Annotated in this window: 17 protein-coding genes; 8 read left to right on the top strand and 9 right to left on the bottom strand. The window is 63.9% G+C overall.

Annotation, left to right across the window (positions count from 1 at the left end; genetic code table 11):
• Window positions 1-5: 5 nt before the first annotated feature.
• From IE071_RS06655 to IE071_RS06645, 3 genes are read right to left on the bottom strand one after another with little or no spacing between them, the layout of a single operon-like run.
• Window positions 6-1,586, bottom strand: a complete 1,581-nt coding sequence (locus IE071_RS06655) for a pseudouridine synthase (protein ID WP_189440298.1) — start codon at window positions 1,584-1,586, stop codon at window positions 6-8.
• Window positions 1,583-2,446 carry an SMC-Scp complex subunit ScpB gene (scpB, locus tag IE071_RS06650; RefSeq protein ID WP_189440297.1) on the bottom strand — a complete coding sequence of 288 codons (864 nt, stop codon included), beginning with the start codon at window positions 2,444-2,446 and terminating at the stop codon, window positions 1,583-1,585. The genes IE071_RS06655 and scpB overlap by 4 nt, the downstream gene beginning before the upstream one ends.
• Window positions 2,447-2,495: 49 nt before the next feature.
• The gene (locus IE071_RS06645; RefSeq protein ID WP_189440296.1) at window positions 2,496-3,428 is read right to left on the bottom strand and encodes a segregation and condensation protein A; all 933 of its coding nucleotides are present in this window, start codon (window positions 3,426-3,428) and stop codon (window positions 2,496-2,498) included.
• A 968-nt stretch (window positions 3,429-4,396) separates the two neighbouring features.
• Here IE071_RS06645 and IE071_RS06640 point away from each other — a divergent pair.
• The gene (locus IE071_RS06640) at window positions 4,397-4,765 is read left to right on the top strand and encodes a PilZ domain-containing protein (RefSeq protein WP_189440295.1); all 369 of its coding nucleotides are present in this window, start codon (window positions 4,397-4,399) and stop codon (window positions 4,763-4,765) included.
• A 72-nt stretch (window positions 4,766-4,837) separates the two neighbouring features.
• Here IE071_RS06640 and IE071_RS06635 read toward each other — a convergent pair whose 3' ends face one another.
• A complete protein-coding gene (locus IE071_RS06635) occupies window positions 4,838-6,517 on the bottom strand; it encodes an AMP-binding protein (RefSeq protein WP_189440294.1) in 1,680 nt (559 codons plus the stop codon).
• Between the two features lie 139 nt (window positions 6,518-6,656).
• On the opposite strand from IE071_RS06635, the gene IE071_RS06630 reads away from it, so the two are divergent.
• Entirely contained in the window at window positions 6,657-7,103 is a 447-nt protein-coding gene (locus tag IE071_RS06630; RefSeq protein WP_189440293.1) for a hypothetical protein, read from the top strand.
• A 70-nt stretch (window positions 7,104-7,173) separates the two neighbouring features.
• Here the strand turns inward: IE071_RS06630 and acnA are convergent, their stop codons facing one another.
• Window positions 7,174-9,924 (bottom strand): aconitate hydratase AcnA, encoded by a 2,751-nt coding sequence (acnA, locus tag IE071_RS06625; protein WP_189440292.1) that lies wholly within the window; start codon window positions 9,922-9,924, stop codon window positions 7,174-7,176.
• Window positions 9,925-10,179: 255 nt separating this feature from the next.
• On the opposite strand from acnA, the gene IE071_RS06620 reads away from it, so the two are divergent.
• Complete coding sequence (locus IE071_RS06620) at window positions 10,180-11,130, top strand: LysR family transcriptional regulator (RefSeq protein ID WP_189440291.1); 951 nt, start codon at window positions 10,180-10,182, stop codon at window positions 11,128-11,130.
• 58 nt (window positions 11,131-11,188) lie between these two features.
• Here IE071_RS06620 and typA read toward each other — a convergent pair whose 3' ends face one another.
• The 3 genes from typA to IE071_RS06605 all read right to left on the bottom strand — a co-directional run bounded on the left by typA (window position 11,189) and on the right by IE071_RS06605 (window position 15,533).
• Window positions 11,189-13,015 carry a translational GTPase TypA gene (gene typA / locus IE071_RS06615; protein WP_189440290.1) on the bottom strand — a complete coding sequence of 609 codons (1,827 nt, stop codon included), beginning with the start codon at window positions 13,013-13,015 and terminating at the stop codon, window positions 11,189-11,191.
• Between the two features lie 277 nt (window positions 13,016-13,292).
• Window positions 13,293-13,994, bottom strand: coding sequence for an alpha/beta hydrolase family protein (locus IE071_RS06610; RefSeq protein ID WP_189440289.1), 702 nt, complete (start codon window positions 13,992-13,994; stop codon window positions 13,293-13,295).
• Between the two features lie 141 nt (window positions 13,995-14,135).
• Window positions 14,136-15,533: a GntP family permease gene (locus tag IE071_RS06605; RefSeq protein WP_189440288.1), complete on the bottom strand. Its 1,398-nt coding sequence runs from the start codon at window positions 15,531-15,533 to the stop codon at window positions 14,136-14,138.
• Window positions 15,534-15,687: 154 nt separating this feature from the next.
• On the opposite strand from IE071_RS06605, the gene IE071_RS06600 reads away from it, so the two are divergent.
• From IE071_RS06600 to IE071_RS15840, 4 genes are all read left to right on the top strand, one after another.
• The gene (locus tag IE071_RS06600) at window positions 15,688-18,000 is read left to right on the top strand and encodes a TonB-dependent receptor (RefSeq protein ID WP_189440287.1); all 2,313 of its coding nucleotides are present in this window, start codon (window positions 15,688-15,690) and stop codon (window positions 17,998-18,000) included.
• Between the two features lie 121 nt (window positions 18,001-18,121).
• Window positions 18,122-19,159: an extracellular catalytic domain type 2 short-chain-length polyhydroxyalkanoate depolymerase gene (locus IE071_RS06595; protein ID WP_189440286.1), complete on the top strand. Its 1,038-nt coding sequence runs from the start codon at window positions 18,122-18,124 to the stop codon at window positions 19,157-19,159.
• A 211-nt stretch (window positions 19,160-19,370) separates the two neighbouring features.
• Entirely contained in the window at window positions 19,371-22,679 is a 3,309-nt protein-coding gene (locus IE071_RS06590; protein WP_189440285.1) for a hybrid sensor histidine kinase/response regulator, read from the top strand.
• Window positions 22,680-22,893: 214 nt separating this feature from the next.
• On the top strand, window positions 22,894-23,541 hold the full coding sequence (locus tag IE071_RS15840) for a DUF6988 family protein (RefSeq protein WP_229792783.1): 648 nt from the start codon (window positions 22,894-22,896) through the stop codon (window positions 23,539-23,541).
• A gap of 62 nt (window positions 23,542-23,603) precedes the next feature.
• Here IE071_RS15840 and IE071_RS06585 read toward each other — a convergent pair whose 3' ends face one another.
• Window positions 23,604-24,263: a response regulator transcription factor gene (locus tag IE071_RS06585; RefSeq protein ID WP_189440284.1), complete on the bottom strand. Its 660-nt coding sequence runs from the start codon at window positions 24,261-24,263 to the stop codon at window positions 23,604-23,606.
• 207 nt (window positions 24,264-24,470) lie between these two features.
• Between IE071_RS06585 and IE071_RS06580 the strand changes: the two genes are divergently transcribed.
• Window positions 24,471-26,219: a 3-hydroxybutyrate oligomer hydrolase family protein gene (locus tag IE071_RS06580; RefSeq protein WP_189440283.1), complete on the top strand. Its 1,749-nt coding sequence runs from the start codon at window positions 24,471-24,473 to the stop codon at window positions 26,217-26,219.
• Window positions 26,220-26,239: the final 20 nt, after the last annotated feature.

Raw genomic sequence — 26,239 nt, 5'->3', positions numbered from 1 at the left:
GTGGCTCAGCGATTGCCCGAACGATTGCCGCCGCGCCCCGGCGGACGTCCGCCGGCAGGGCCACCGTGACCCTGTGGGCGTGCACCGCTGTGCGAGCGGTTGCCGCCCTGACCTTGCGGCCGGCCAGCGCCTTGCGGACGATTGCCACCCTGGCCTTGCGGTCGCGCACCGCCCGTGCCGTGGGGCCGGGCATTGCCGTGTGCAGGATTCCCCTGGGCACGATTGCCTTGGCCCTGACCCTGGCCTTGCGGGCGACCGCCATGTGCAGGACGAGCACCATGCGCGCGGTTGCCGGTGCCGCCGGCGGCACCACGCGATTCGCCACCAAAGCCGCTGTACGGGCTGTTGCCGGCAGCACGACCTTCGCCGCTGCTACGGGCGCCGAACGGCTTGCCACCGGCCGGCCGACGATTGCCTGCAGCACCGCCACCGGCGTTGCCGCGCGGTGCGCCGGGACGACCGCTGCCGTCGCGGCTTTCGCCGGCGAACCAGGTGCGCACCGACGGCAGTTCCTGGCCCGGCGCTACACGCCGGCCCCTGCTGCCACCTGCACGCTCGGGACGCGCGACGTTGCCGTTGACTTCCTTGCCGTCGCGACGCGGCGGCTTGCGGCCGCGGATCGGTTCTTCGCGGATGCGGTCGTAGGCGCGTATTTCGCGTGCCTCGTCCTGACCGCCGGTCCAGGCGCTGCTGGCGCCGCGCTCGGGGCGATATTCAGTGACGCTGCGGTTCGCGCGGCGCTGATGCAGGACCGGGCTCAGGGTCAGCACCGGCTGCGGCATGCCGAGACCGGTAGTCTGGCGCAGCTCCTTGACGGTTTCTGCATCGAGCACTTCGCATTCGCCGCGGCGCAGGTTGCGCGGCAGTTCGATGGTGCCGTAGCGGATGCGCTTGAGGCGGCTGACCAGGAAACCCTGCGAATCCCACAGGCGACGCACTTCGCGGTTGCGGCCTTCGCGGATGACCACGCGGAACCAGCTGTGGCTGCCGCCGCGACTGATCACGGCGATCTCGTCGAAGCGTGCAGGGCCGTCGTCCAGCTCCACGCCAGCCTTCAGCCGTTCGATGATCTCGTCCGGCACTTCGCCATGCACGCGGCACAGGTACTCGCGCTCGAGGCCGCTCTTCGGGTGCATCAGGCCATTGGCCAGTTCACCGTCGGTGGTCAGCAGCAGCAAGCCAGTGGTGTTGATGTCGAGGCGGCCCACGGCGACCCAGCGCGCACCCTTCAGGCGCGGCAGCTGTTCGAACACGGTGGGGCGGCCTTCGGGGTCGTCACGGGTGGTCAGTACGCCCTCGGGCTTGTGGTACAGCAAGACCTCGGTGTCGTCGCGGCTGTCGGTGGCGACGACGAACTGCTTGCCGTCCATCACCACGCGGTCACCCGCCTTCACGCTCATGCCGATTTCGGCGGGTGCGCCATTCAGTTCGACTTCGCCGGACTGGATGCGCTGCTCCAGCATGCGGCGCGAGCCAAGGCCTGCATTGGCCAGCACCTTGTGCAGGCGCTCTTCCAGCGCGGGCGCGTCGGTGTCGATGCGCGGTTCGCGCTTCAGGGATAAAACGGATTTCTGCGGCGCAGTCATGCGCGGTACTCCTCGGTATCTTGCTCGGCAGCGTCGGGTTCGACGTCTGCGGCGGGGTTCGCTGCCTCATCGGCAGTGGCAATCGGGTGATCGGTGAGTGGGCTCGTATCGGAGCCAGGCTCGTCGGACTCGGGGGAAACGGCTGACGCGTCGGCGTCGGCCGTGGTGTTCGTATTGTTGTTTTCAGCATCTGCGGCGTCCGCGGATGCATGGTGTTCGGTTTCTAGTTCGTGGCCGTCGGCTTCGAGCGGCGCTTCATGGTCCGGATCGACCGACAGGTCGCGCACGATACGGGCAGGGAAGGGTTCCGGTTCGAAGCGCAATTGCGGGTCTTCCATGTCGCGGATTTCCGACAGTGGCGGCAGCTGGTCCAGCGATTTCAGGTTGAAGTAGTCGAGAAACGCACGGGTGGTGCCGAACAGTGCCGGCTTGCCGGGCACGTCGCGGTAACCGACTACGCGGATCCACTCGCGCTCTTCCATCGTCTTGATGATGTTGGAGGACACCACTACGCCACGGATCTGCTCGATCTCGGGGCGGGTGATCGGCTGCCGATAGGCGATCAGCGCCAGTGTTTCCAGCAACGCGCGTGAATAGCGACTGGGTCGTTCGGTCCACATCCGCGAGATCCACGGATGCACGTCCTGACGAACCTGGTAGCGAAAACCGGAGGCGACTTCCTTCAATTCAATGCCACGGCCGCTGCAATCTTCGCCCAGCGCTTCCAGCGCCTTGGCGATCTGCCCGTGATCGACTTCGTCGGTTTCATTGAACAGGTCGCCCAGCTGATGGACGGTCATCGGCTGGGTGGAGGCCAGCAGGGCGGCCTCGATGATGGGTTTGAGTTGCTCGATCTGCATAACCTTGGGTTCGGATGCCGGTTTGTTCGGACCGCTCAGTGGGTATCGTTCATTTGCCGGACGATTCGATCAGTGCCGATTCGCCTGCTTGTACATCGTCCGCCGGTAACTCGACGGACTCTTCGGAGTGGTTCGCCTTCGCCTTCACATAAATCGGCGCCAGCGGTTCCTCCTGGACAATCTCGACCAGCATTTCCTTGGCCAGCTCCAGCATCGCCAAGAAGGTCACCACGATGCCGAGGCGTCCTTCGGTGGGATCAAACAAACTCTCGAAACGGTGGAAGCTGCTGTCGTCCAGCCGGCTCAGCAGTTCGCCCATGCGCTGGCGCACGCTGAGTGCCTCGCGCTTGATCGCGTGATGGCCGAACAATTCGGCCCGGTGCATCACGTCCTTCAGCGCCAGCAGCATCTCGTTCAGCTCAAGCGGCGGGGGCAACTTGATCACGTTGCGTTCGCCCACGTCGGCATGTGCCACCACACTGTCGCGTTCCTGCCGGGGCAGGGCCTCGATATCCTCGGCCGCCCGCTTGAATCGTTCGTACTCCTGCAAGCGCCGCACCAGTTCGGCACGGGGATCCTCTTCCAACCCTTCCTCGGCCGGCGGCCGCGGCAGCAGCAGCCGCGACTTGATCTCGGCCAGGATCGCGGCCATCAACAGGTATTCGGCGGCTAGCTCCAGCCGCATCACATCGCGCATCAGCTCGATGTAGGTCATGTACTGCCGGGTGATCTCGGCAACCGGGATATCCAGGATGTCCAGGTTCTGCCGGCGGATCAGGTACAGCAGCAGGTCCAGCGGGCCCTCGAACGCCTCCAGGATGACCTCAAGCGCGTCCGGCGGAATGTACAGATCCTGCGGCATCTGCAGCATCGGTTGGCCGCGCACGATGGCAAGCGGCATTTCCTGCTGTTGCGGTACCGACGCAAACGCATCCTGCGGTGCGGTGATCAGGCTCTGTGGCTCGACTGGCTCAGTGCTCATCAATGCATGTCATGGGGCCGCCTTCAGCGGCTGGCAGTGCGTTCAACACGATCGGAATCATTCACACATCGGCGCAACATGGAATGTCCGTGCTCGGAACACGACGGTGAAGCAGTGTTCCCGGGGTACTGCGTTCTTTCACATCTTCAGCCGAGGTGCGGCGGCTGCCTCGTCACGACGGGCAAGATGAAGCCACGCAATGGTGGTTCGGTCAGGCAGGTCGCAAGCGGCCATCGCACGCCATTCCGGGTTGTCAGCCACGGCAAGGGCGCAAGTCATGGTGGCGAAGAGCAGCGCCACTGACTATTCACTGGTCGGTTCGAGAGCAATCGAATGGGAGTCATGGGTCGCCGAAAGTGATCGGCAAACGCTGTCATGCAGCCACGCGTGTATGAAGAGTAGCGGCTAGCTGCCGTCAAGTCCAGTAGAGGGCTCCAGACGTGGGCTTGCGCTGGGGGTCGATTCATGAGGTTCGATGCTGCATGGCGGCTGGTCTCGCGACACAATAGGTGGATCATGCGGGTCAGCTTGCCAATCGAGTCGGATACATCGCGATGCTGGTGCGGCCTGTGACTGAATGTGACGATATGCGGCAGGGCTGCGCACTACATCGCGGAAACGCGCGGATTCATGCGCTGTCCCCCATTGTTGTGCGATGAGGGGTGGGCGTTTGGCGGGGTTTGACCCGGACGTGGAAAGGCTCGGTGGGGGGCGAGTGCCAGAGTAAATGTGATACGAATCTCATAATTAGCATGCAAAGTATGATTTACAGCCGGAATGGCACGACGATTGCTCAGCTACAGCAGGTCATCGCAGCCAGCCAGTGAATCAGAGCGTCACGCAAGCGGATCATGCGAAGAAGATGTGCTGCAGTATTGATGAATGATGCGGCAGAAAGATTGCAGGGTGTGGCTGGGCACCGTGTCGTTGCCAGCGGCAGGTGCAAACGCAAATGGACGGTATAACTGATGACGATCGGCAAAAATGGACAGGGCGGCAGCGTACCGGAACAGTTGCGTCCGGCGCGCATGCAGATCGCGACGACGGTGCTGATGAGTCGTCATGGCGAGTCGCACCCGACCGAACTGGTTGATATCTCGGCCACCGGTGCATTGTTGCGGCGTCCCCTGGGCTGGTCCGGCGAAGCGGGGCAAAGCTGGGTGCTCGACATGATCTTCGGGCACGACCTGCACATTCATCTGGAGGCCGTCGTCGCTCGGATTTCCGATCACCACATCGGCTTTTCGTACAGCCGCATTCCCGAGGACAAACAGGTTCCGCTGTGGAATCTGCTGGGTGGCTACGCCGATATTCTCGAGTACTGGAAAGACGGCTGAGCGTAGCTTGCCGTGCCATGAAAAACGCCCGCATCATGCGGGCGTTTTTGCTTTCGGGTGTCGAGCGGGATTTCAGGCGGTGGCTTTCTTCTCGTCGCGCAACTCGCGGCGGAGAATCTTGCCCACGTTGCTCTTCGGCAAGGCGTCGCGGAATTCGATGAACTTGGGCCGCTTGTAGCCGGTGAGATTCTCGCGGCAGAACTGCCGGAGCGCCTCTTCGGTCAGGTTCGGGTCCTTGCGCACCACGAACAGTTTCACCACCTCGCCGGAATGCTCATCGGGAACGCCGACCGCCGCCACCTCGAGCACGCCGGGGTGCTGCATCACGGCGTCCTCGACCTCGTTCGGGTACACGTTGAAGCCGGACACCAGGATCATGTCCTTCTTGCGGTCGACGATGTAGAAGTAGCCGTTGGCATCCATCTTCGCGATGTCGCCCGTATGCAGCCAGCCATCGTCGCCGAGCACCTTGATGGTCTCATCCGGTCGCTGCCAGTAGCCCTTCATCACCTGCGGACCGCGCACCATCAGTTCGCCCACTTCGCCGGTCGGCAGCGGCTGCCCTTCCTCCGACCAGATCGCCACGTCGGTCGATGGTACCGGCAGGCCGATCGACGCGTTGTATTCCTTGATATCCAGCGGATTGATGCATACCGCCGGCGAAGTCTCGGTCAGCCCGTACGCTTCGGCGAGCGTGCAACCGGTGACCTTCTTCCAGCGATCGGCCACCGCGCGTTGCACGGCCATGCCGCCGCCCAGGGTCAGGTGCAGCTTCGAGAAATCCAGCTCGGCGAATCCGGGCGTGTTGAGCAGGCCATTGAACAGCGTGTTGACGCCGGTCAGTGCGGTGAAGCCAGACTGCTTCAACTCCTTGACGAAACCGGGCATGTCGCGCGGATTGGTGATTAGCCAGTTCAGACCGCCCAGGCGGGTGAACACCAGTCCGTTCGCGCACAGCGAAAAGATGTGATACAGCGGCAGCGCGGTGATGATCACTTCTTCGCCGGGTTTGGCGTTCGTGCCAACCCATGCACCGGCCTGCAGCATGTTCGCGATCATGTTGCCGTGGGTCAGCATCGCGCCCTTGGCGACGCCGGTGGTGCCGCCGGTGTACTGCAGGAAGGCGATGTCGTCGTGGCCCAGCGTTACCGGTTGCAGCGGATGCGGCGCGCCACGCGTCAATGCATCACGGAAACGCACGGCCTGCGGTAGATCGAATGCCGGCACCATCTTCTTGACGTGCTTGAGCACGAAATTGATCAGCACGCCCTTCGGGCCCAGCAGGTCGCCGATGCCGGTAGTGATGATGTGCTCTATAGGGGTTTCCGCGACGACCTGTTGCAACGTGGCGGCGAAGTTGTCCAGCACCACGATGACCTTGGCGCCGGCGTCCTCCAGTTGATGCTTGAGTTCGCGCGCGGTGTACATCGGATTCGTGTTGACCACGATCAATCCGGCGCGCAGCGCGCCGAACAACGCGATCGGATACTGCAGTACGTTCGGCATCATGATCGCGATGCGATCGCCCTTGCCGAGCTTGAGTTCGCCGGTGAGATAGCCGGCGAACTGGCGGCTCATCTCGTCGATCTGACCATAGGTCAGTTTATGGCCAAAATTCGCAAAGGCCGGTCGCTCGCGAAAGTGCTTGAACGCTTCCTCGAACACCGCCGGAACCGAGGCATAGGTATTGACGTCAATCTGGCTGGGCACGCCTGTCGGATAGTGATCCAGCCACGGACGTTCAATGCTCATGCTTGGGGTTCCCTGTGTGGATGACCGCTGATCGAGGATGGACTTGGGATGACGACGGCATCCATCATGGACCACTGCGCAGTTCATTTGAGCATACGCCCGCGTACAGCAGCAAGCCGCAATGCAGCGAGTTCCGTCCATGATCCGACTGAGAAAAATCGCCTGTGTATTGACCGCTTTCGCGCTGTTCGCGCTGGCCTTGTCGGCGTGCCGACACACGCCGGACGAGCAGCAGGTGCGCGAGGCGATTGCCGCGGTTGCGCAGGCAGCCGAGGCCGGCGCGGCAAGCGACGTGGGCGCACCGCTCAGCGACGATTTTGACGGCAATGCCGGTGAACTGGATCGGCGCGGGCTGACCAATATGGTCAGGCTCCTCGCGCTGCGCGGCGAGCATATCGGCGTGACGATGGGGCCGGTGTCGATCGAGCATCGCGGCGAACGGATGGTGGCTACATTCACCGTCACGCTGACCAGCGGCGGCAAATTGCTGCCCGATCAGTTGGGCCTGTACCAGGTCGAATCGGCGTGGCGCAAGGACGATGGCAAGTGGCGTTGCTATACGGCGAGCTGGAAACATTCGATGTAGTTGGCCGACCCGTAAAAAAACCGCCCCGAATCCGGGGCGGTTTCTGTTTGTCACCAGGTCACGCTGAAACTCAGGCGGCTTTCTTGCTGGCCAGCTGACGCAGCACGTACTGCAGGATGCCGCCGTGACGGAAGAACTCGCGCTCCTTCGGGGTCAGCAGCAACACCTTCACGGTGAACTCCTTCTTGCTGCCGTCCGCCGCGGTAGCGACGACCTTGGCTTCCTTCGACTCGCCACCGTTGAGGCCGGTGATGTCGAAAGTCTCCTTGCCGGTCAGGCCCAGCGACTGTGCGTTCTGGCCGTCGAGGAACTGGCAGGGCAATACGCCCATGCCGACCAGGTTGGAACGGTGGATGCGCTCGAAGCTCTCGGCGATCACTGCCTTCACGCCCAGCAGCAGGGTGCCCTTGGCCGCCCAGTCACGCGACGAGCCGGTGCCGTATTCCTTGCCGGCCAGCACCACCAGCGGGGTCTTGCTCGCCTTGTACTTCATCGCAGCATCGTAGATCGCCAGCTGCTCGCCGCTCGGGACGTGCAGTGTGTAGCCGCCTTCCACGCCATCAAGCATCAGGTTCTTGATGCGGATGTTGGCGAAGGTGCCACGCACCATCACGTCGTCATTGCCGCGGCGCGAACCGTAGGAGTTGAAGTCCTTCGGCTCGACACCCTTGCTGATCAGGAAGCGGCCGGCCGGGCTGTCCTTCTTGATCGAGCCGGCGGGCGAGATGTGGTCGGTGGTGATCGAGTCGCCGAACAGGCCGAGCACGCTGGCACCGTGGATGTCCTCGATCGTGCCGGCTTCCTTGCTCATGCCGTCGAAGTACGGCGGGTTCTTGATGTAGGTGGAGTCGTCCCACTTGAACAGTGCGCCATCCGGCGAGGCGATCTGGTTCCAGCGGCTGTCGCCCTTGAACACGTCGGCGTAGTTCTTCTCGAACATGGCCGGATTGATCGCGCCGGCGATGGTGTCGGAGATTTCCTGGTTGCTCGGCCAGATGTCCTTCAGGTACACCGGCTGGCCATCACTGCCGGTGCCGAGCGCGTCCTTGGTCAGGTCGATGTCGAGCGTGCCGGCCAGCGCATAGGCGACCACCAGCGGCGGCGAGGCCAGGTAGTTCATCTTCACTTCCGGATGCACGCGGCCTTCGAAGTTGCGGTTGCCGGAGAGCACCGAGGCCACGGCGAGGTCACCCTCGGCGATGCCCTTGCTGATCTCGACCGGCAGCGGGCCGGAGTTGCCGATGCAGGTGGTGCAGCCGTAGCCGACGATGTAGAAGCCGATCTTCTCCAGCTCCTTCAGCAGGCCGGTCTTTTCGAGGTAGTCGCTGACCACCAGCGAGCCCGGGCCGATCGAGGTCTTCACCCACGGCTTGGCCTTCAGGCCCTTGGCCGCGGCCTTCTTCGCCAGCAGGCCGGCGCCGAGCATTACCGCCGGGTTGGAGGTGTTGGTGCACGAGGTGATCGCGGCGATCACCACCGAGCCGTCACCGATCTTGAAGCTCTCGCCGTCCTTCTCCACGCGCACGCCATCGTTGACGATGGCATTGGCGGGATTGCCGATTGCGGTCGAGCCACCCTCGTTGGCGTAGCTGGCGTCGGCGCCGTTCTTCGGCTTGCGGTTCATGGTGAGCGGGCCGACGGCGTCATGAAAGCTCTTCTGCACGCCTTCCAGCAGCACGCGATCCTGCGGACGCTTGGGGCCGGCCATCGATGGACGCACGTCAGCCAGGTTCAGTTCCAGCGTAGTGGTGAACTCGGCATGCGGAGTGTTGGCGTCGTGCCACAGGCCCTGCGCCTTGGCATAGGCCTCGACCAGCTTGATGTGCTCGGCCGTGCGGCCGGACAGGTGCATGTAGTTCAGCGCTTCCTGGTCGACCGGGAAGATGCCGCAGGTCGCGCCGTATTCCGGCGCCATGTTGGCGATCGTGGCGCGGTCGGCCAGCGGCAGGTGCGCCAGGCCGTCGCCGAAGAACTCGACGAACTTGCCGACGACGCCGAGCTTGCGCAGCATCTGGGTGACGGTGAGCACCAGGTCGGTGGCGGTGACGCCTTCCGGCAGCTTGCCGGTCAGCTTGAAGCCGACCACCTGCGGAATCAGCATGGACGAGGGCTGGCCCAGCATCGCCGCCTCGGCCTCGATACCGCCCACGCCCCAGCCCAGCACGCCGATGCCGTTGATCATGGTGGTATGCGAGTCGGTGCCGAACACGGTATCCGGATACGCCCAATTTTCGCCGTTCGCATCATTGGTGAACACCACGCGGGCGAGATGCTCCAGGTTCACCTGGTGCACGATGCCGGTGCGCGGCGGCACCACCTTGAAGTTGTTGAACGCCTTCTGGCCCCAGCGCAGGAACGAGTAGCGCTCCTGGTTGCGCTCGAACTCGATCTCGACGTTCTGCTCCAGCGCGCTGGCCGAGCCGTAGGCATCGACCTGCACCGAATGGTCGATGACCAGTTCGGCTGGCGCCAGCGGATTGATCTGATTGGCGTCGCCACCCAGCTTCACCACCGCGTCGCGCATCGCAGCCAGGTCGACCACGCAGGGCACGCCGGTGAAGTCCTGCAGCACCACGCGGGCGGGCATGAAGGAGATCTCGGTATCCGGTTCGGCCTTGGCGTTCCAGTTCGCGACCGCCTCGATTTCCTTGGTGGTGACGTTGAGGCCGTCCTCGTGCCGCAGCAGGTTTTCCAGCAGGATCTTCATCGAATAAGGCAGGCGCTTCAGGTCGAAGCGCTGGCCCAGCTTGGCCAGGCTGGCGTAGCTGTAGCGCTTGCCGTTGGCTTCGAGCGTGTCGCGTACCGAGAATGAATCTTTCATGGGAGAACTCCTGGCTAAATCCTGCGGCTGGGATGGGGAGGCAATGGATGCGTGCTTGCCAGATCGGCAAAGAACGCAATTATCGCGCAAACACGGAGCAGTCGCTAACCGCTCAGCCGGTTTCAGCTACATGCGCGAGCCTTGTGGCGGCATCGGTTCGGGCGGGTAGACTGCGGCATGGGCAGGGCGGTTGCGGTGCTGGTTCGCCGCCTAGCATGGGCGCAGGGTTCGTTATGCACAAACGTATTTGATGACATGCAGCATTCGATGATTTCGATGGCCCTCGCCGCCGTTTCGCTGCGCGACCTTGCGTTGGTGCAGGCGGTGCATCGGCATGGCAGTTTCAACAGCGCAGCGCGGGCCATGCACATCAGCCCGTCCGGGCTGTCGCATCAGGTGCAGAAGGTGGAGCAGGCGCTGGGCGCGCCGCTGTTCGAACGCGGCGGCCGCCGCATCGTGCCGACCGCCGGCGGACAACGTCTGTTGCAGCAGATCGATGCCGTGCTCGCCGCGGGCGAACACCTGCAGCAGGTCGCTCGTGCCGGAGCGGTCGCCTTCGGCGGTGAGTTGCGGCTTGGTGTACCGGCATCGCTGGGCCCGTATCTGTTGCCGCATCTGATCGCGCCGTTCCCGCAGCATTTCCCGGGCGCGCGGTTGGGTATTTCCGAGGGCAAGCCGCGTGGCCTGCTGCGACGTCTGCATGAGGGCGAGCTCGATGCGGTGCTGGCACCACCGACGCCGGCGGTGAGCGGCATCGCCATGCGGCCGCTGTTCGCCGAGCCGTGGGAGCTGATGCTGCGTGCGGATCATCAGCTGGCCGGCCAGAGCAGCATTGCGCTGGATCAGCTCGATCCGGCCGAGGCGACCTTGATGGCCGAGAGCCATGCCGATGGCCTCGACAGCGACGGCAGCGAGCATGGTCACGTGCAGGATGTCAGCCTGGAAAGCCTCGCCGCGCTGGTCAGCCTGCGCGGCGGTTATGCGCTGGTGCCCACGCTGGCGCACGAGCGGCTGGCCTCGATGCCGAACATCGTGTTGGCCAAGCTGAAAGGGCAGGCGCCGGGCCGGGAGATCGCGTTGTACTGGCGTGACGCCTCGCCGTGGCACGACGACCTGCAGGCGTTTGCCGAATTGCTGCGCAAGTTGGCGCGGCAGCGACCGGGTCTGCGCGTGATGGGCGCGAAGACAAAAACCGCTGCACCATGACCACGCAGCAGAAGGCCGCCTTGCGGCGGCCTTCTGGTTCATCACCTGAAGCGACGACTCAACCGCGCGAAGCGCGCTTGCGATCGTTCTCGGTGAGGTGCTTCTTGCGCAGACGGATTTCCTTCGGGGTGACCTCGACCAGCTCGTCGTCGTCGATGAAGTCCAGTGCCTGTTCCAGCGTGAACTTGATCGCCGGGGTCAGCTGGATCGCATCGTCCTTGCCCGAGGCGCGCATATTGGTCAGCGGCTTGGGCTTGATCACGTTGACGGTGAGGTCATTGTCCTTGGCATGGATGCCGACCAGCTGGCCTTCATAGACCGAATCGCCCTCGGCCGCGAACAGCTTGCCGCGATCCTGCAGCGGCCCCAGCGAGTAGGCCGGGGTGGTGCCACCAGCGTTGGCGATCATCACGCCGTTGAGGCGCTTGGCGATCTGGCCGTCTTCTTTCGGACCGTAGTGGTCGAACACGTGGAACAACAGGCCCGAGCCCTGGGTCAGGGTCTTGAACTGGTTCTGGAAGCCGATCAGGCCACGCGCCGGAATCTCGTAGTCCAGACGCACACGACCTTTGCCGTCGGATTCCATGTTCTTCAGCTGGCCCTTGCGCACGCCGAGCCTTTCCATCACGGCACCCTGGTGGACTTCCTCCACGTCGACCACCAACTGCTCGATCGGCTCCATCTTCTGGCCGTCGATCTCCTTGATGATCACTTCCGGGCGCGACACGGCCAGCTCGTAACCTTCGCGGCGCATGTTTTCGATCAGCACCGACAGATGCAGCTCGCCGCGGCCGGAGACCAGGAACTTGTCGGCGTCGGAACCTTCCTCGACCTTCAGCGCCACGTTGTGCACCTGCTCACGATCCAGACGCTCACGCAGCTGGCGACTGGTCAGGAACTTGCCACCGGACAGATCCTTGTTGCCGGCGAACGGCGAGTTGTTGACCTGGAAGGTCATCGAGATGGTCGGCTCGTCGACGGTCAGTGCCGGCAGCGCTTCCGGGGTATCCAGTGCGCAGACGGTGTCGGAGATGGTCAGGTCGGCGATACCCGAGATCGCGACGATGTCGCCGGCTTCGGCGCTGTCCTGCTCGATCCGCTCCAGGCCGAGGAAGCCCAGCACCTGCATCACCTTGCCCTGGCGCTTCTTGCCATGGCGATCGATCACTGAGACCGGCATGCCCTTCCTCAACACGCCGCGCTGGATGCGGCCGATGCCGATCACGCCGACGAAGTTGTTGTAGTCGAGCTGGCTGATGCGCATCTGGAACGGGCCATCCGGATCCACGTCCGGCTTGCTGACGTGCTGCATGATCGCTTCGTACAGCGGGGTCATGTCGCCTTCGCGCACGTCGTCGTTGAGGCCGGCATAGCCGTTCAAAGCCGAGGCGTACACGATCGGGAAGTCCATCTGCTCCGGCGTGGCGCCCAGACGATCGAACAGATCCCACACCTGCTCGACCACCCACTCCGGACGGGCGCCCGGACGATCGACCTTGTTGATCACCACGATCGGCTTGAAGCCCATCGCGAAGGCCTTCTGCGTCACGAAACGGGTTTGCGGCATCGGGCCGTCCATCGCGTCGACCAAGATCAGCACCGAGTCGACCATCGACAGCACGCGCTCCACTTCGCCGCCGAAGTCCGCATGTCCCGGGGTGTCGACGATGTTGATGCGGTTGCCCTGCCAGGTGATGGCAGTGTTCTTGGCCAGGATGGTGATGCCGCGTTCCTTTTCCTGGTCGTTCGAGTCCATCACGCGCTCGGCCAGCACGGTGCGCTCGTTGAGCGTGCCGGACTGCTTGAGCAGACAATCGACCAGCGTGGTCTTGCCGTGATCGACGTGGGCGACGATGGCGATGTTGCGCAGTTTTTCGATGGACATAGAAAGCACTCGGGTGGCGCTTGTAGCCACCACGTGGGTTATCAGAAGGATTAACCCGTCGATTATACGGATTTATGTGGCAGTTTGCTGCGGTGCCGCGTTGGCCGTTTATGGGCGCCCATACGAGGGGGCGTCGGAGGGCATGGTTCCGGCCAGTGCGCCCGCTGGCGGGAAAGGTCATTGGTGGGCGCTGGGCTGGTCACAGCCGCACACCGTTGATCCGGGGCCGTTCCTGGCAAACAGGTGCGCGGACTCCGCCGCGCGCCTGCCAGAAACCTTACTGCAACAGACTCACCTGGTCGGCGGCTGTGAGCCACAACAACTGATAGTGGCCATAGGGATAGTCGAAGCTGTAATCCTCGCCGGGTATCGTCGAGGTATGCACACCGTAGACGAGGCAAGTACCGGTGGAGCAGTTGATCTCGTCGACCCACGATTTCATCGAGTACATGTGCGTGGCGTAGCGATGTCCCGCGAAGCCCTGCAACAACGGGCTGCCCACCGACAGCCCGTACGTGCCGCAGGTGGCGGTAGCCACGTTCCATGGATACATCCCGCACGACCACAGCCCGTGCACCGCGCCAGCGATACCGATGAACACATCGACCTTGCTGGCGACGCCGAGCTTGTCGATCTCGCGCATCGCCAGGGTCACACCCATCGAATGGCCGATCACGTCGATGTGCCCGCTGCACGAACTGGCGATCGCACTGCTGATTGCGCTCTTCACCGGCGTCTCCTCGCTACCGTTGTGGTCGTTGCAGGCAGCGCAGAGTGCATTGCCCCAGGCCGGCGCGACGATCTGTGCGTCGCTCCAGCCCTGCTGGCGCAACAGGGTGTAGGTGTTCTGGAAATCGGCCGGACTGCCGGTATTGCCGTGCACCATGACCACGGTGTCATGACAGGTGGCTCGCGCGGACAGCGCCGGCATGAACAGCAGCAGGGCTAGCAGCCCCAGTACGTACGTCTTGATCGACATCGCTCATATCTCCCTTCGCTTCACGACAGTTCCGCTTGCGCGGAACAGGAGGAGCCGCGCGCAAGCGCGCGGTTCCGGATCGGTCGGGCGTCGGCAACCAGCATGTGGCCGGTCGGGGGAGCGACGTCGTTGTAGTAGTTGCTAGACCACGCCAGTGAGGTAGTACGCGGCGATCACCACCAATACCGCCAGCGTCTTGATCACGGTGATCGCAAAGATGTCCTTGTATGCCTGCCGGTGGGTCAGGCCGGTCACTGCGAGCAAGGTGATCACGGCGCCGTTGTGCGGCAGCGTGTCCATGCCGCCGGAAGCCATCGCAGCGACCCGGTGCAGCACTTCCATCGGGATGCCGGCAGCCTGTGCGTTGGCGATGAAGGTATCGGCCATCGCACCCAGCGCGATGCTCATGCCGCCGGAGGCCGAGCCAGTGATGCCGGCCAGCGCGGTCACGGTGACCGCTTCATTGACCAGCGGATTCGGGATCGTGTGCAACGCATCGGCGACCAGCTTGAAGCCGGGCAGGGCCGCGATCACGGCGCCGAAGCCGTACTCCGATGCCGTATTCATCGAGGCCAGCAAGGCGCCACCGACGGCCGCCTTGCTGCCGTCGGCAAACTGCCGGATCACCGGCCGCCAGGCAGACGCCAGCACGCACAGGATGCCGACCAGCAACGCACCTTCCACCGCCCAGATCGCGGCGATCTTGGCCACTTCCTGCACCACCGGTTTCGCGTCGCCCACCACGCTGGGCAGGAACGACTGTGTCTCGCCATAGATGCGCGGAATCAGGTCCGTGAACAGCTTGTTGCACACGCCAACCAGCACCAGCGGCAGCAGCGCGATCAGCGGATGTGCCAGCTTGCCGCACTCGAACGGTGCCGGTTCGTTGACGAGATTATCGCCGTAGCCTTCGCCAGCCGCGGCGGCCTTGCGCCGACGCCAGTCGAGATAGGCCAGGCCCACGATCAGGATGAACACCGCGCCGATCGTGCCCAGCCATGGCGCTGCCCAGGTGTTGGTGCCGAAGAATGCGGTAGGGATGATGTTCTGGATCTGCGGCGTGCCCGGCAGCGAATCCATGGTGAAAGTAAAGGCACCCAGCGCGATGGTGCCGGGGATCAGCCGCTTCGGGATATGGCTGGCGCGGAACAGTTCGGCCGCAAACGGATACACCGCGAACACCACCACGAACAGCGACACGCCGCCGTAGGTCAGCAGCGCACACACCAGCACGATGGAGAGAATCGCGCGGCTGCGCCCGACCAGGCCGATGGTGGCGGTGACGATGGCCTTGGAGAAACCGGACAGTTCGATCAGCTTGCCGAACACCGCGCCGAGCATGAACACCGGGAAGTACAGCTTGAGGAAGCCGACCATCTTGTCCATGAACAGGCCGGTAAACATCGGCGCGACCAGTGCCGGCTCGGTCAGCAGCACCGCGCCAAGCGCGGCGATCGGCGCGAACAGGATCACGCTGTAGCCGCGATACGCCGCAAGCATCAGAAAACACAGCGCGGCCAGCACGATCAGGAATGCCATCCGTGAATCTCCCCACTACGACAGGCGCCGAGTATCCGGGAGCGTCTGCCGCAGCGGCACTGTACGAAGGTACAAGTGTCTGTGTCGTACAGCACACCTAAGCTCCCCTCATCAGCATTCGCGTGAGCGATTGCATTCACCGCAAGGGGACGTCATGAAACGTACGCATTTGAGTTCGGCGATCGGTCTGGTTCTGGGTCTGGCATTCATCGCGCCGATGCATGCGCAACAGGCGACCACGGATGCCAGTACCAAGCCGACGGCAGCGAAGCAGGCCGAAGCCAAGCAGCTTGAATCGGTGACCGTCAGCGCACGGCGTCGCAACGAGTCGATGGAAAAAGTGCCGGTCGCGGTCAGCGCGTTCAGCGGCGATGACATGAAGGACCTGCAGGCGAACAGTATCGACGGACTGCAGGGCGCGGTGCCGAACATGAATATCGTGCAGGGTCGCGGCTCGTCCTCGGCCGCCAATATCTTCATCCGCGGCATCGGCCAGCCGGACGCGCTGCAGACGTTCGATCCGGGCGTGGGCATGTACGTCGATGACGTCTACTACTCGCGCATCCAGGGCGCACTGATCAGCCTGTTCGACGTCGAGCGCGTCGAAGTGCTGCGCGGCCCGCAGGGCACGCTGTACGGCAAGAATTCCACCGGCGGCGCAGTCAAGGTGGTGACCAAGAATCCAGGCGACAACAACGAGGCCTCGGTGGAAGCCACCGTTGGCAGCTTCGGCAAGCGCGAAGGCAAGTTTTACTTCGGCGGCCAGCTCGGCGGCGCGTGGTCGGCTTCGCTGGCTGGCGCGATCACCAAAACCGATGGCTATGTGGAAGATCCCACCACCCATCATGAATACAACGACGAGAACACCAAGGCGGTGCGCGGCAAGCTGCGCTACCACCCGTCGGACACGTTCGACGCGGTGCTCAGCCTTGACTACACCAAGCAGGACACCGGGCTTACTCTCGGTCAGCCGGTTTCCTCGTTGACCCGCACCGACTTCAGGTTCGGCACCGTCGTTCTGTACAAGCCGAATCCGGACCAGAAATACAATTTCCAGACACGCACCTCATTCAGCCCGGACAAGGGCCAGCAGCTCAAGCACGAAGGCGCTGCGCTCAACCTGAGCTGGAAGCTCGCCGACCAGTGGAACCTCAAGAGCATCAGCGCCTTCCGCAAGCTCGACAGCGATTCCTATATCGACATCGACGCCTCGCAGTTCCAGCTCGGTGACGTGCTGGTGGATTTCCACCAGAAGCAGGTCAGCCAGGAATTGCAGCTGCAATACGACAACGGCAGCAACCTGCAGGCGGTATATGGCCTTTACTACCTGCGCGAAACCGTGCCGTCGCACCAGGAGGCCTATGCCAATGACCTGTTCTCCAACGGCGGCGTCCCGGTCAGCTTCCTGCGGACCATCGACGACGACCTGACGACTACCACGTACGCTGGCTTCGCACACATGAACTGGGAGTTCGTGCCGAGCTGGACGCTGGCTGCCGGTGTGCGCTACAGCAGCGACCACAAGGATTACGACCGTACTACCAGCGTGTTCTGGAACTCGACCTCTTTGTATGGTGGTTTCTTGCCGTTCCCGGCGCTGAATGGCGCACCGGTGGCCTTCACCGGCAACAAACGCTGGAACGCGTGGACGCCGACGCTCAGCCTGCAGAAGCAGCTCGATCCGCAGACCATGCTGTACGCCTCGGCCAGCCGCGGCTTCAAGTCCGGCGGCTTCAATGGCCGCGCCAACTCCGCTGCTGAAGTAAAGAGTGCCGAGTACAGCCCCGAGTACGTGTGGACCTACGAGCTGGGCCTGAAGTGGCGCTCGGCGGACAACAAGCTGCAGGCGAACGTGGCCGCGTTCCACAGCGACTACACCAACTTCCAGGCTCGCGTGTCGGAAATCCAGAACCCCGGCGCGATCACTCCCACGTTCGCGTTCCCGGTGCTCAATGCGGCCAAGCTGAAGATGGACGGCATCGAATTCGAAGGCGCCGCCGTGCTGGGGCAGGGCACACGACTGTCGGCCCAGGTCGGCTATCTCGATGCGCGTTATGCGCGTTTCGACGACGCACGTCTTGATCCGACCAATCCGGCCTACAACCCCCATCTGCACGATCACGTGCCGTTCTCGCCAAAGCTCACCACACGACTGGCGCTCACGCAGAGCTTCAACCTGGGCGATGGCAGCGCGATCACCGTGGGTGGCGATTACTCCTACCGCACCGAAACCTGGCTCAGCGTGGACAACTACGCTGCGCTCAGCCAGAAGGCCTATTCGCTGGTCGGCTTGTTTGGCATCTACGACTCCGCCGACAGCCACTGGCAGCTGCGTGCCGGCGTGCGCAACCTCACCGACAAGGTCTACAAGACCGACGGCCAGGAGTTCTCCAGCGTGGGCAATATCCGCACCGCGTATTACGGTATGCCGCGCAACTGGTATGCCAGTGTGCGTTACAACTTCTAAGCATGGATCGGCTCTTGTAGGAGCGACTTCAGCCGCGATGCTCTGCATGAGCTATCGCGGCTGAAGCCGTTTCCACGGGAGTGAAACATCACACACTAAACCGACGAAACGGAGCAGACCGATGAACACTCGATGGGTAACGCGCCTGCTATGGCTGGCCCTGCTGGCCAGCGCCGGCACCGCCTGCGCGAAAGACGCCAGTTCGAGCCTGCCCAAGCTCAAGATCGACCCAGCACGCACCGCCGTGGTCGGCCTGTCCTCCGGTGCGTACATGGCAACGCAGGCCCAACTGGCGTATCCGGAACTGTTTCCGAACGCGGCAATGGTGGCTGGCGGCCCGTTCGGTTGCGCCGGCGGCAAGCTGGACGTGGCGCTCGGCAGTTGCATGAAGGGCGTGCCGACACCGGATGTCGCCGCGCTGGTGGCAAGCGCAGAGAAACGTTCCGCCGCTGGCGAAATCGGTGCGCTGAAGGATCTCGCACACGCGCATGTCTACCTGCTGCACGGCAACGCCGACGCGCTGGTGGCGCCGGCGGTGGCGGAGGCCGGTGCGCATTTCTACGAGCAGTTGCGCGATGGCGTGCCGGGCCTGAAGGGCATGCAGGTGCATGACGATGGTCAGCGCGCGTTCGCGCACAACCTGCCGGTAGCAGCCAGCGGCGACGACTGCGACAAATCGGTCGCGCCATACCTCGGTCACTGCGGCTTCGATGCCGCCGGCGAAATCTTCAGCCAGATGTTTGGCAAGCCGGTTCATGCGGCGACCGAAGCGCGCGGCGAATTGCGTGCATTCGACCAGGATGCATTGCGCCCCGATGGTGCCGACGCCTTCATGGCCAGCACCGGCTACGTCTACCTGCCGCCAGCCTGCCTCGCCGGCAAGTCGTGCGGCGTAGTGGTCGCGCTGCATGGTTGCAAGCAGAACGCCGACGCGGTGGGCGAGGCATTCGTCAAAGATGCCGGCTTCAACCGCTGGGCCGACGTCTACAACGTGGCAGTGCTATATCCTCAGACCCGCGCAAGTTTCGCGCCTTTGAATCCGCAAGCATGCTGGGACTGGTGGGGATATTCCGGAGCCAACTACGACAGCCGCCAAGGCGTGCAGTTGCGCTGGGTGGTGAACGCGGTGCATGCGCTGGGATTGCCTGTTCGTCCCTGATGTCGGCGAGTCGTCCATGCTTCCCTAACGCGCGCCGCTTTAGCCCCCTCTCCCCCAACAGTTTTACCGTTGGGGGAGAGGGCTGGGGTGAGGGGGAGGGTTTTGCTTCTAGCCAAAACAGCCGAAGCAACAACAAGAGCCAAGGCATCCCCCTCACCCCAACCCTCTCCCCCGGCGATAAAGCTGCCGGGGGAGAGGGGGTAAGAAAGCCATGCTGAACACCAGCCTCATCGCCTTCGCTGCGCTGTGCTGGCTCGGTCTGCTGTTTGGCGTGGCCTTGCTCGGCGAGCGCCGCCCGCAGCTGTTCGAGAAACGTTGGGCGATCGTCTACGCGTTGTCGCTAGCGATCCACTGCACCTCGTGGACGTTCTACGGCACCGTGACCCAGGCCAGCCGCTCCGGCTGGTGGCTGCCGCCGACGTTCGTCGGGGCGATCCTGATGTACGTGTTCGCGCTGAAATTCCTTGGCCGGCTGGTGCAACTGGTGCGCGAGTACAACGCCGGTTCGCTGGCTGATCTGATCGCGGTGCGGCTGGGGCGGCATTCAGGGCTGGCCGCGCTGGTCACTGCGGTGGTGCTGGTCGGCATCGTGCCGTACATCGCGCTGCAGTTGAAGGCAGTGGCGATGAGTTACGGCATCCTCAGTCACGGCCAGCTGTCCGAATCCAATCCATGGCAGGACAGCGCGCTGTATGTGGCGTTGCTGATGGCGCTGTTCGCGATGCTGTTCGGTACGCGCCGCGCGTCGACCATGGCGCACAACCGCGGGCTGGTGGTGGCGATGGCGTTCGAGTCGCTGTTCAAGCTCGGTGCAATGCTGGCGCTGGGCACGCTGTTGTTTACGGCCTTGCCTGCGGATTTGCCGGTTACCGTGCCGTCGCCACCCGATAGCGGTGGCTTCCCGGCGCTGATCCTGCTCGGTGCGCTGGCCATGTTCACTTTGCCGCACCAGTTCTACGCAGGTGTGGTGGAGTGCCGCGACGACGGTCATCTGCGTACCGCGCGCTGGCTGTTTCCGTTGTACATGCTGCTGATCTCGCTGCCGATCCTGCCGCTGGCGCGGCTGGGCGATGCGCTGCTGGGGCCGAGCGGTGTGTCGTCGGACATGTACGTGCTGGCGCTGCCGCTGGCGCGCGGCGAACACGGCCTGGCGCTGATCGCGTTCCTCGGTGGCCTCAGTGCCGCCACCAGCATGGTGGTGATCGCCACGCTGGCGTTGAGCCTGATGGTGGTCAATCACTTCATCGCACCGCTGCGGGTGAAGGCTGGCTGGGGCCGCGACGAACACGGCGACCTGCGTGGCGAGTTGCTGAATCATCGGCGCGTGGCGATTCTTGTCGTGATCCTGCTGGCGTGGGCGTACAGCCGCGTGCTGACACGCAACGAGGCACTGGCCGATATCGGCGCAATCTCGTTCTCCGCGCTGGCCGGGCTGACACCGGCGCTGCTGGCCGCGGTATATCGCCCGCAACTGGGTTCGCGCGCGGTGATGGCCGGGCTGGCAGTCGGCACGCTGGTGTGGATGTATGCGGTGCTGCCGGCCTTGCTGCCATCCGCACCGACATGGCTGCACAGCGGCCCGCTGGGGCTGCACTGGCTGGCACCGGATGATCTGCTCGGGCTGTCCAACTGGAACCGGCTCGGCCGCGCCGTGGTGGTGAGCCTGCTGGTGAACATCGCCGTGATGCTGGCGGTGGCCAGTTCGCGTTACGGCCGCATTGCGCGTGCAGTTAGCGTGGGCGATGTCGGTGTGGTCGAACTGCGCGCGCTGGCGGCGCGCTTCCTGCCGTCCGAGCGGGTCGAGCATTTGTTTGCCCATGCACCCGCGGCCGGCCCCGCCGGCAGTGCGCGAGTCAGTCAGGTCGAACACGAACTGGCCGCAGTGATCGGCGCCGCCTCGGCGCGCCTGCTACTGGAAGTGGTGCATCGGCAAGGCCGCGATGATCTGGACACCGTCGTCGCGATCGTCGGCGAGGCGGCGCAGGACCTGCGCTTCAACCAGCGCGTGCTGGAAGCGGCGTTGGAGAACATGAGCCAGGGCATCTGCGTGGTCGATGCCGAACTGCAACTGGTCGCCTGGAACAGTCCGTACGCGCGCCTGTTCAACTATCCGCCCGAACTGCTGCAGGTCGGCCGTCCGGTCGCCGAGCTGACCCGCTACAACATCGACGCCGGCATGCTCGGCCCCGGCGAAGTCGAACAACGCGTGCAGCAGCGACTTACCCACATGCGCGCCGGCACCCGGCACCTGTCCGAGCGACGCTTCCCCGACGGCACCATCGTCGAGATCCGCGGCAACCCGATGCCCGGCGGCGGCTTCGTCGCCACCTTCACCGACGTCACCGCCTTCCGCCAGGCCGAGCGCTCGCTCAAACGCGTCAACGAAACGCTGGAACTGCGGGTGGAAGAACGCACCCGCGCACTGGCTGCAGCATCCGCCGAAGCGCAGGCCGCGAACGACGCGAAGAGCCGCTTTCTCACCGCAGTCACCCACGACTTGATGCAGCCGCTGCACGCGGCGCAGCTGTTCGCCCATTCGCTGACCGAGCACGGCAACGACGCCACCACCGCGCAACATCTCAACGGCGCACTTGCCGCCACCGAAGGCTTGCTCACCGGCCTGCTCGATGTGGCCCGGCTCGAAGGCGGTCGCCTGCATCCGCAACCACGCGCGTTCCCGCTGGCTGAGGTACTCGATCCGCTCGCCGCCGAATTCCGTGCCATCGCGCTCGAGCGCGGCGTGCAGTTCGACGTGGTCGGCACGCGTGCGTGGGTACGTTCCGATCCGCAGCTGCTGCGCCGTGTGCTGCAGAACTTTCTGTCGAATGCGTTGCGTTATGCGGAACACGGACGTGTGTTACTCGGCGTGCGTCGGCGCGGCGAGCAGTTGCGCGTGGAGGTGTGGGATACCGGGCCGGGCATCGCGCTAGGTGAGCAGCAACTGATTTTCCAGGAATTTCGTCGAGGCAGTGCGGCGGGCGGGCAGGGGCTCGGGCTGGGCCTGTCGATCGCGCAGCGCATGGCCGGCTTGCTCGGCCATCCGCTGAGGCTGCGCTCGTGGCCAGGTCGCGGCAGCGTGTTCGATCTGAGCATGCCGATTGCGCGAGCTGCGATACGACTGCCACCGATCGCCGATGCGCAGCAGTCATTGCCAGCCGGCCGTGCGCTGGTGCTGGACAACGAGCCGGCCGCACTCGCTGCGCTCAGCAGCCTGCTGACCAGCTGGGGCTGGCACGTGCATGCCGCGCGCAATGCCGAGCAGGCGCTGGCGGCACCGTGGCGGCCGGATCTGCATATCCTCGATTTCCACCTAGACGGCGGTCACACCGGTTTCGATGTGTGGCATCAGTTACGCGAATTGCATGCTGATGTGCCGACCGTGATGCTCACGGCGGATCGCGATGGTGAACTGCGTCAGCGATTGCTCGATGCAGGCGTGGGGGTGTTGTACAAGCCGTTAAAGCCTTTGGCGTTGAGGCAGGTTTTGCAGCGGGTGGCGGCGGGAGCGATAAGTACGTGATTCGAGTTATCTAAACCATATGTGCCAAATTTCTCATTACATCTGCAATTAGGTTGGAACTTTGCGAAGTCCGTTTTTTTTGCAGGAACAGCGGGTCCGGCTTACAGCTATTCGGTGATTTGTCGCCATGCGCTAAAGGGGAAGGTCAATGGATGCAGAGTCCCTGCGAATGATCTTAGAGCGTTGCCAGTTGTCGCGAAGACACAACGACCGAATGAGATCCCTGATGCCAGCGGGTGACGCTCCCTCTTTGCGCGCAAACTTTGCAAGGTGTGCGATAGACCTTGCGCTTGAACACCACTCTGCCCTTGTTCGCGTGGTAGAGGCCGGAGAATACGGAACTGGCGGAGCGCTGTTACGTCCAGTGCTCGAAGCGTCCACGATAGGTTACTGGTTCGTCTACGTCGCCACCTGCAGCGAAATTCAAGCACTGCCGACGACGTCAGTGGATAACCCTAAGGTAGACATCCCGAAACTTGGGGATATGCTCAAATCACTCATTCCCACCTTCCCAGATATTCAGAAGATGTCTGACGGTCTGAAGACAGGGGGAACAGCCAAGTGGCTTCACAAGTACACACATGGCGGCACACCTCAGTTAACTCGGCGAGTGAATGGGGGGTGGACGAAAGGCGAAATCATGTTGACTCTGATCAGGGGCGACATGTTCTCGGACTTGGCTGCGTGTCTGGAAACAGTGATAGCTCCCAATGCACCTCTTGCGAAGTACGGATTTAGCTACAGGGACGAGCTCGCGTTCGAGCTGCAGACGACGTTTGGAACAGACCCTATCCCGCAACAGCCGCACAGCCTTCCAGTCGCACAGCTACTTGAGGAAGGTTGCGGCCCCCCGTTTGCGTGAATATGACGGACCAGTCGCGGAAGCTGCCCTCTAAACATCCGTCCTCGTGACGTCTGACCCGTTCAACCAACCCGCGCTGGCTCCCCCAAATCCAGCGACCGCAACAGCATCCCTGCCTGTGTCCTATTCCTCACCCTGAGCTTCTCGAAGATCGCCGTCACATGCGCCTTCACCGTGCGCTCCTGGATTGCCAGCCGATCGGCGATCTGCTTGTTGAGCAGGCCTTCGGCGAGCAGGGCGAGTACGCGGGACTGCTGTTCGGTAAGGCGAGCAAGGCGACTGGCGAGATCGGTGTCGGCGGGATCGGCAGGCAAGGCCGCAACGGCGTCGGCGAGGCCGGGTGGCAGCCAGCTGCCGCAATCGAGCACGCTGCGGATCGCTTCGCCGATCTCGGTGGTGCTGGCGCTCTTGGGTATGAAGCCGGAGGCGCCGTGATCGAGTACTCGGCGCACGATGCGTGGTTCGTCGTGGGCGGAGACCACCAGCACGGCGACGCCGGGATGCTGGCCGCGCAGCGCGGCCAATCCGGACAAACCCTGGCTGCCGGGCATGTGCAGGTCGAGCAGGACCAAGTCGATGTCCGGTTCGGCGGCCAGCACGGCGAGCGCGCCAGGTAGGTCCGAAGCCTCGCGTACCATGCAATCGGGCAGACTCTCGCTGGCGGCGAGGCGCAGTGCAGCGCGGAACAGCGGATGGTCGTCGGCGATCAGCAGGGTCGTCATGTTGTTGAAGTTAGCGGGCAGCGGCGGTCACGTCGAGTTCGGCGCGCGACGCGGCATGGACTTTCGTACGATGGCGAGCGGCGGTGTGCTTGTTATGGTGGCGGAATGAAGAAATCCGCCCGCTTGTCGACGCTGCTGTGTTTGCCTGTGCTGGTATCAGTCATGCTGTCGGCTTGTGCCAGCAGCCCGGTGACGAAGGAACCTGTCATGCGTGAGGTCGATTACGGCGAAGTGCGTGTGACCGAACATCGCGGTCACGATGATCTGCTGAGTGCGGGTCTGGGGCTGGCGGGTCTGGCCGGCGCGCCACTGCCGTTCGCCGATCCGCTCGATCCCACGGCGGACGAACTGCGTCGACGGGCGATCCAGACCAGTTGGAAGGGCATCGCCGATCTCGGTCCGCTGGGTGGCTACGGCACGGTGTATGGCGGCGTGCCGGATGTGCCGGGCCGCGAGTACCAGGCGTTTGCACGCATCCCCGGTGCACGCGCGCCGCATCGCGTGCTGCTGCAGTTGCCGGATAACTTCGACATGCAGAAGCGCTGCCTGGTTGTCACAGCCTCGTCCGGCTCGCGCGGCATCTACGGCGCAATTTCGTTGGCCGGTGCCTGGGGTCTGCCGCACGGTTGTGCGGTGGCGTATACGGACAAGGGCACCGGTGCGGGCTATTTCGATTACGGTGACAACAGCGGTGTGGCGCTGGACGGCCGCCGTGCGAAACGCGGCGAGGCAGAACTCGAATTCCAGCCAGCGCTGGCACCGGCGAGCGCAGGTATCGCGATCAAGCACATGCACTCCGGCGACAACCCGGAGGCTGACTGGGGCCACCATGTGATCCAGGCGGCACAGTTCGGGCTGGCGATGCTCGATCGCGCATTTCCCGACGAGGCGCCGTTCACAGCGCAGAACACGAAGATCATCGCCACCGGTTTGTCCAACGGCGGCGGCGCGGTGCTACAGGCGGCCGGCCTCGACAAAGAGCATTTCTTTGCTGGCGTGGTGGCGCTGGAACCGAACGTGCACGTGTTCGAACGCGGTCGCGCGATGTACGACTACGCGACCGAGGCAGCGATCTGGTTGCCATGCGCGCTGAGCAGTGAGCGCTTTGCGGCGACACCGTTCGCGCGTGGCCCGCACGGTGTGTTGCCGCCGGCATGGCCACCGCGCTGCGCCAGCCTGCGCGCGCAGGGCAAGCTGAGCGGCGGCACCGTGGCCGAGCAGGCGGAGCAGGCGTATCAGTACCTGCATACCCGTGGCTGGACCGACGAGGCGATGAGCACAGCCGCCAGTTCGACGGCGTTCGACCTGTGGCGGGTGATCGCTGCGGGTTATGCCTCGTCGTATCTGCGCCGTGGCGCCACCGACATGTCATGCGGTTTCCATTACGCGGCGATCGACGCCAAGGGCTTGCCAGGCGTGATTGATCCGGCTATCAGGGCGTCCTGGTGGGCCGATGGTTCAGGCATTCCGCCCGGCAACGGCATCGGCCTGCTCGGTGGCACCAGCGTCTCGACCGATCCGACCCTGATCGGCAGCGAATGCCTGCGCGCGCTATGGACCGGCGACGATCACGAGTCGCAGGCCTTGCACGCTTCCATTGCGGCCACCGCGGCCAAGTTGCCGCGCAGCGACCTGCCGCTGTGGGTGGTGCATGGCGCCAGCGACGGACTGTTGCCGACCGCGTTCAGCTCCGAGCCGTATGTGGCGTGGCTGCGCGAGGAAGGGCGCGCACCGATCTACTGGAAGGTGCCGCACGCGCAGCACTTCGATGCATTCCTGGCGTTGCCCGGTTTTGGCGACCTGCACGTGCCGCTGGTGCCGTATGGCTATGCGGCGCTGGATCGGCTGTGGGCGCATCTGTACGAAGGTGCGGCATGGCCGGCCGATGTGCCGACGCCGGTGACCCGGCCGCGTGGCGTGGGTGCGCTGGAGCGCGACATGCTTGGGCTGCCGTAGAGTCTGTTCACCAAGATGGC

Source organism: Rhodanobacter panaciterrae (genome assembly GCF_014651895.1).
In the GTDB taxonomy this organism is placed as follows: domain Bacteria; phylum Pseudomonadota; class Gammaproteobacteria; order Xanthomonadales; family Rhodanobacteraceae; genus Rhodanobacter; species Rhodanobacter panaciterrae.
This window is presented reverse-complemented; position numbering and strand designations above follow the sequence as displayed.

What these genes read in the sequence shown, in the direction of transcription:
- IE071_RS06605 (WP_189440288.1), bottom strand. Translation starts at nt 15,533, where the DNA reads ATGGCATTCCTGATCGTGCTGGCCGCGCTGTGTTTTCTGATGCTTGCG.
- IE071_RS06640 (WP_189440295.1), top strand. Translation starts at nt 4,397, where the DNA reads ATGACGATCGGCAAAAATGGACAGGGCGGCAGCGTACCGGAACAGTTG.
- typA (WP_189440290.1), bottom strand. Translation starts at nt 13,015, where the DNA reads ATGTCCATCGAAAAACTGCGCAACATCGCCATCGTCGCCCACGTCGAT.
- IE071_RS06590 (WP_189440285.1), top strand. Translation starts at nt 19,371, where the DNA reads ATGCTGAACACCAGCCTCATCGCCTTCGCTGCGCTGTGCTGGCTCGGT.
- IE071_RS06585 (WP_189440284.1), bottom strand. Translation starts at nt 24,263, where the DNA reads ATGACGACCCTGCTGATCGCCGACGACCATCCGCTGTTCCGCGCTGCA.
- scpB (WP_189440297.1), bottom strand. Translation starts at nt 2,446, where the DNA reads ATGCAGATCGAGCAACTCAAACCCATCATCGAGGCCGCCCTGCTGGCC.
- IE071_RS06655 (WP_189440298.1), bottom strand. Translation starts at nt 1,586, where the DNA reads ATGACTGCGCCGCAGAAATCCGTTTTATCCCTGAAGCGCGAACCGCGC.
- IE071_RS06595 (WP_189440286.1), top strand. Translation starts at nt 18,122, where the DNA reads ATGAACACTCGATGGGTAACGCGCCTGCTATGGCTGGCCCTGCTGGCC.
- IE071_RS06630 (WP_189440293.1), top strand. Translation starts at nt 6,657, where the DNA reads ATGATCCGACTGAGAAAAATCGCCTGTGTATTGACCGCTTTCGCGCTG.
- IE071_RS06580 (WP_189440283.1), top strand. Translation starts at nt 24,471, where the DNA reads ATGCGTGAGGTCGATTACGGCGAAGTGCGTGTGACCGAACATCGCGGT.
- IE071_RS15840 (WP_229792783.1), top strand. Translation starts at nt 22,894, where the DNA reads ATGAGATCCCTGATGCCAGCGGGTGACGCTCCCTCTTTGCGCGCAAAC.
- IE071_RS06635 (WP_189440294.1), bottom strand. Translation starts at nt 6,517, where the DNA reads ATGAGCATTGAACGTCCGTGGCTGGATCACTATCCGACAGGCGTGCCC.
- IE071_RS06600 (WP_189440287.1), top strand. Translation starts at nt 15,688, where the DNA reads ATGAAACGTACGCATTTGAGTTCGGCGATCGGTCTGGTTCTGGGTCTG.
- IE071_RS06610 (WP_189440289.1), bottom strand. Translation starts at nt 13,994, where the DNA reads ATGTCGATCAAGACGTACGTACTGGGGCTGCTAGCCCTGCTGCTGTTC.
- IE071_RS06645 (WP_189440296.1), bottom strand. Translation starts at nt 3,428, where the DNA reads ATGAGCACTGAGCCAGTCGAGCCACAGAGCCTGATCACCGCACCGCAG.
- IE071_RS06620 (WP_189440291.1), top strand. Translation starts at nt 10,180, where the DNA reads ATGCAGCATTCGATGATTTCGATGGCCCTCGCCGCCGTTTCGCTGCGC.
- acnA (WP_189440292.1), bottom strand. Translation starts at nt 9,924, where the DNA reads ATGAAAGATTCATTCTCGGTACGCGACACGCTCGAAGCCAACGGCAAG.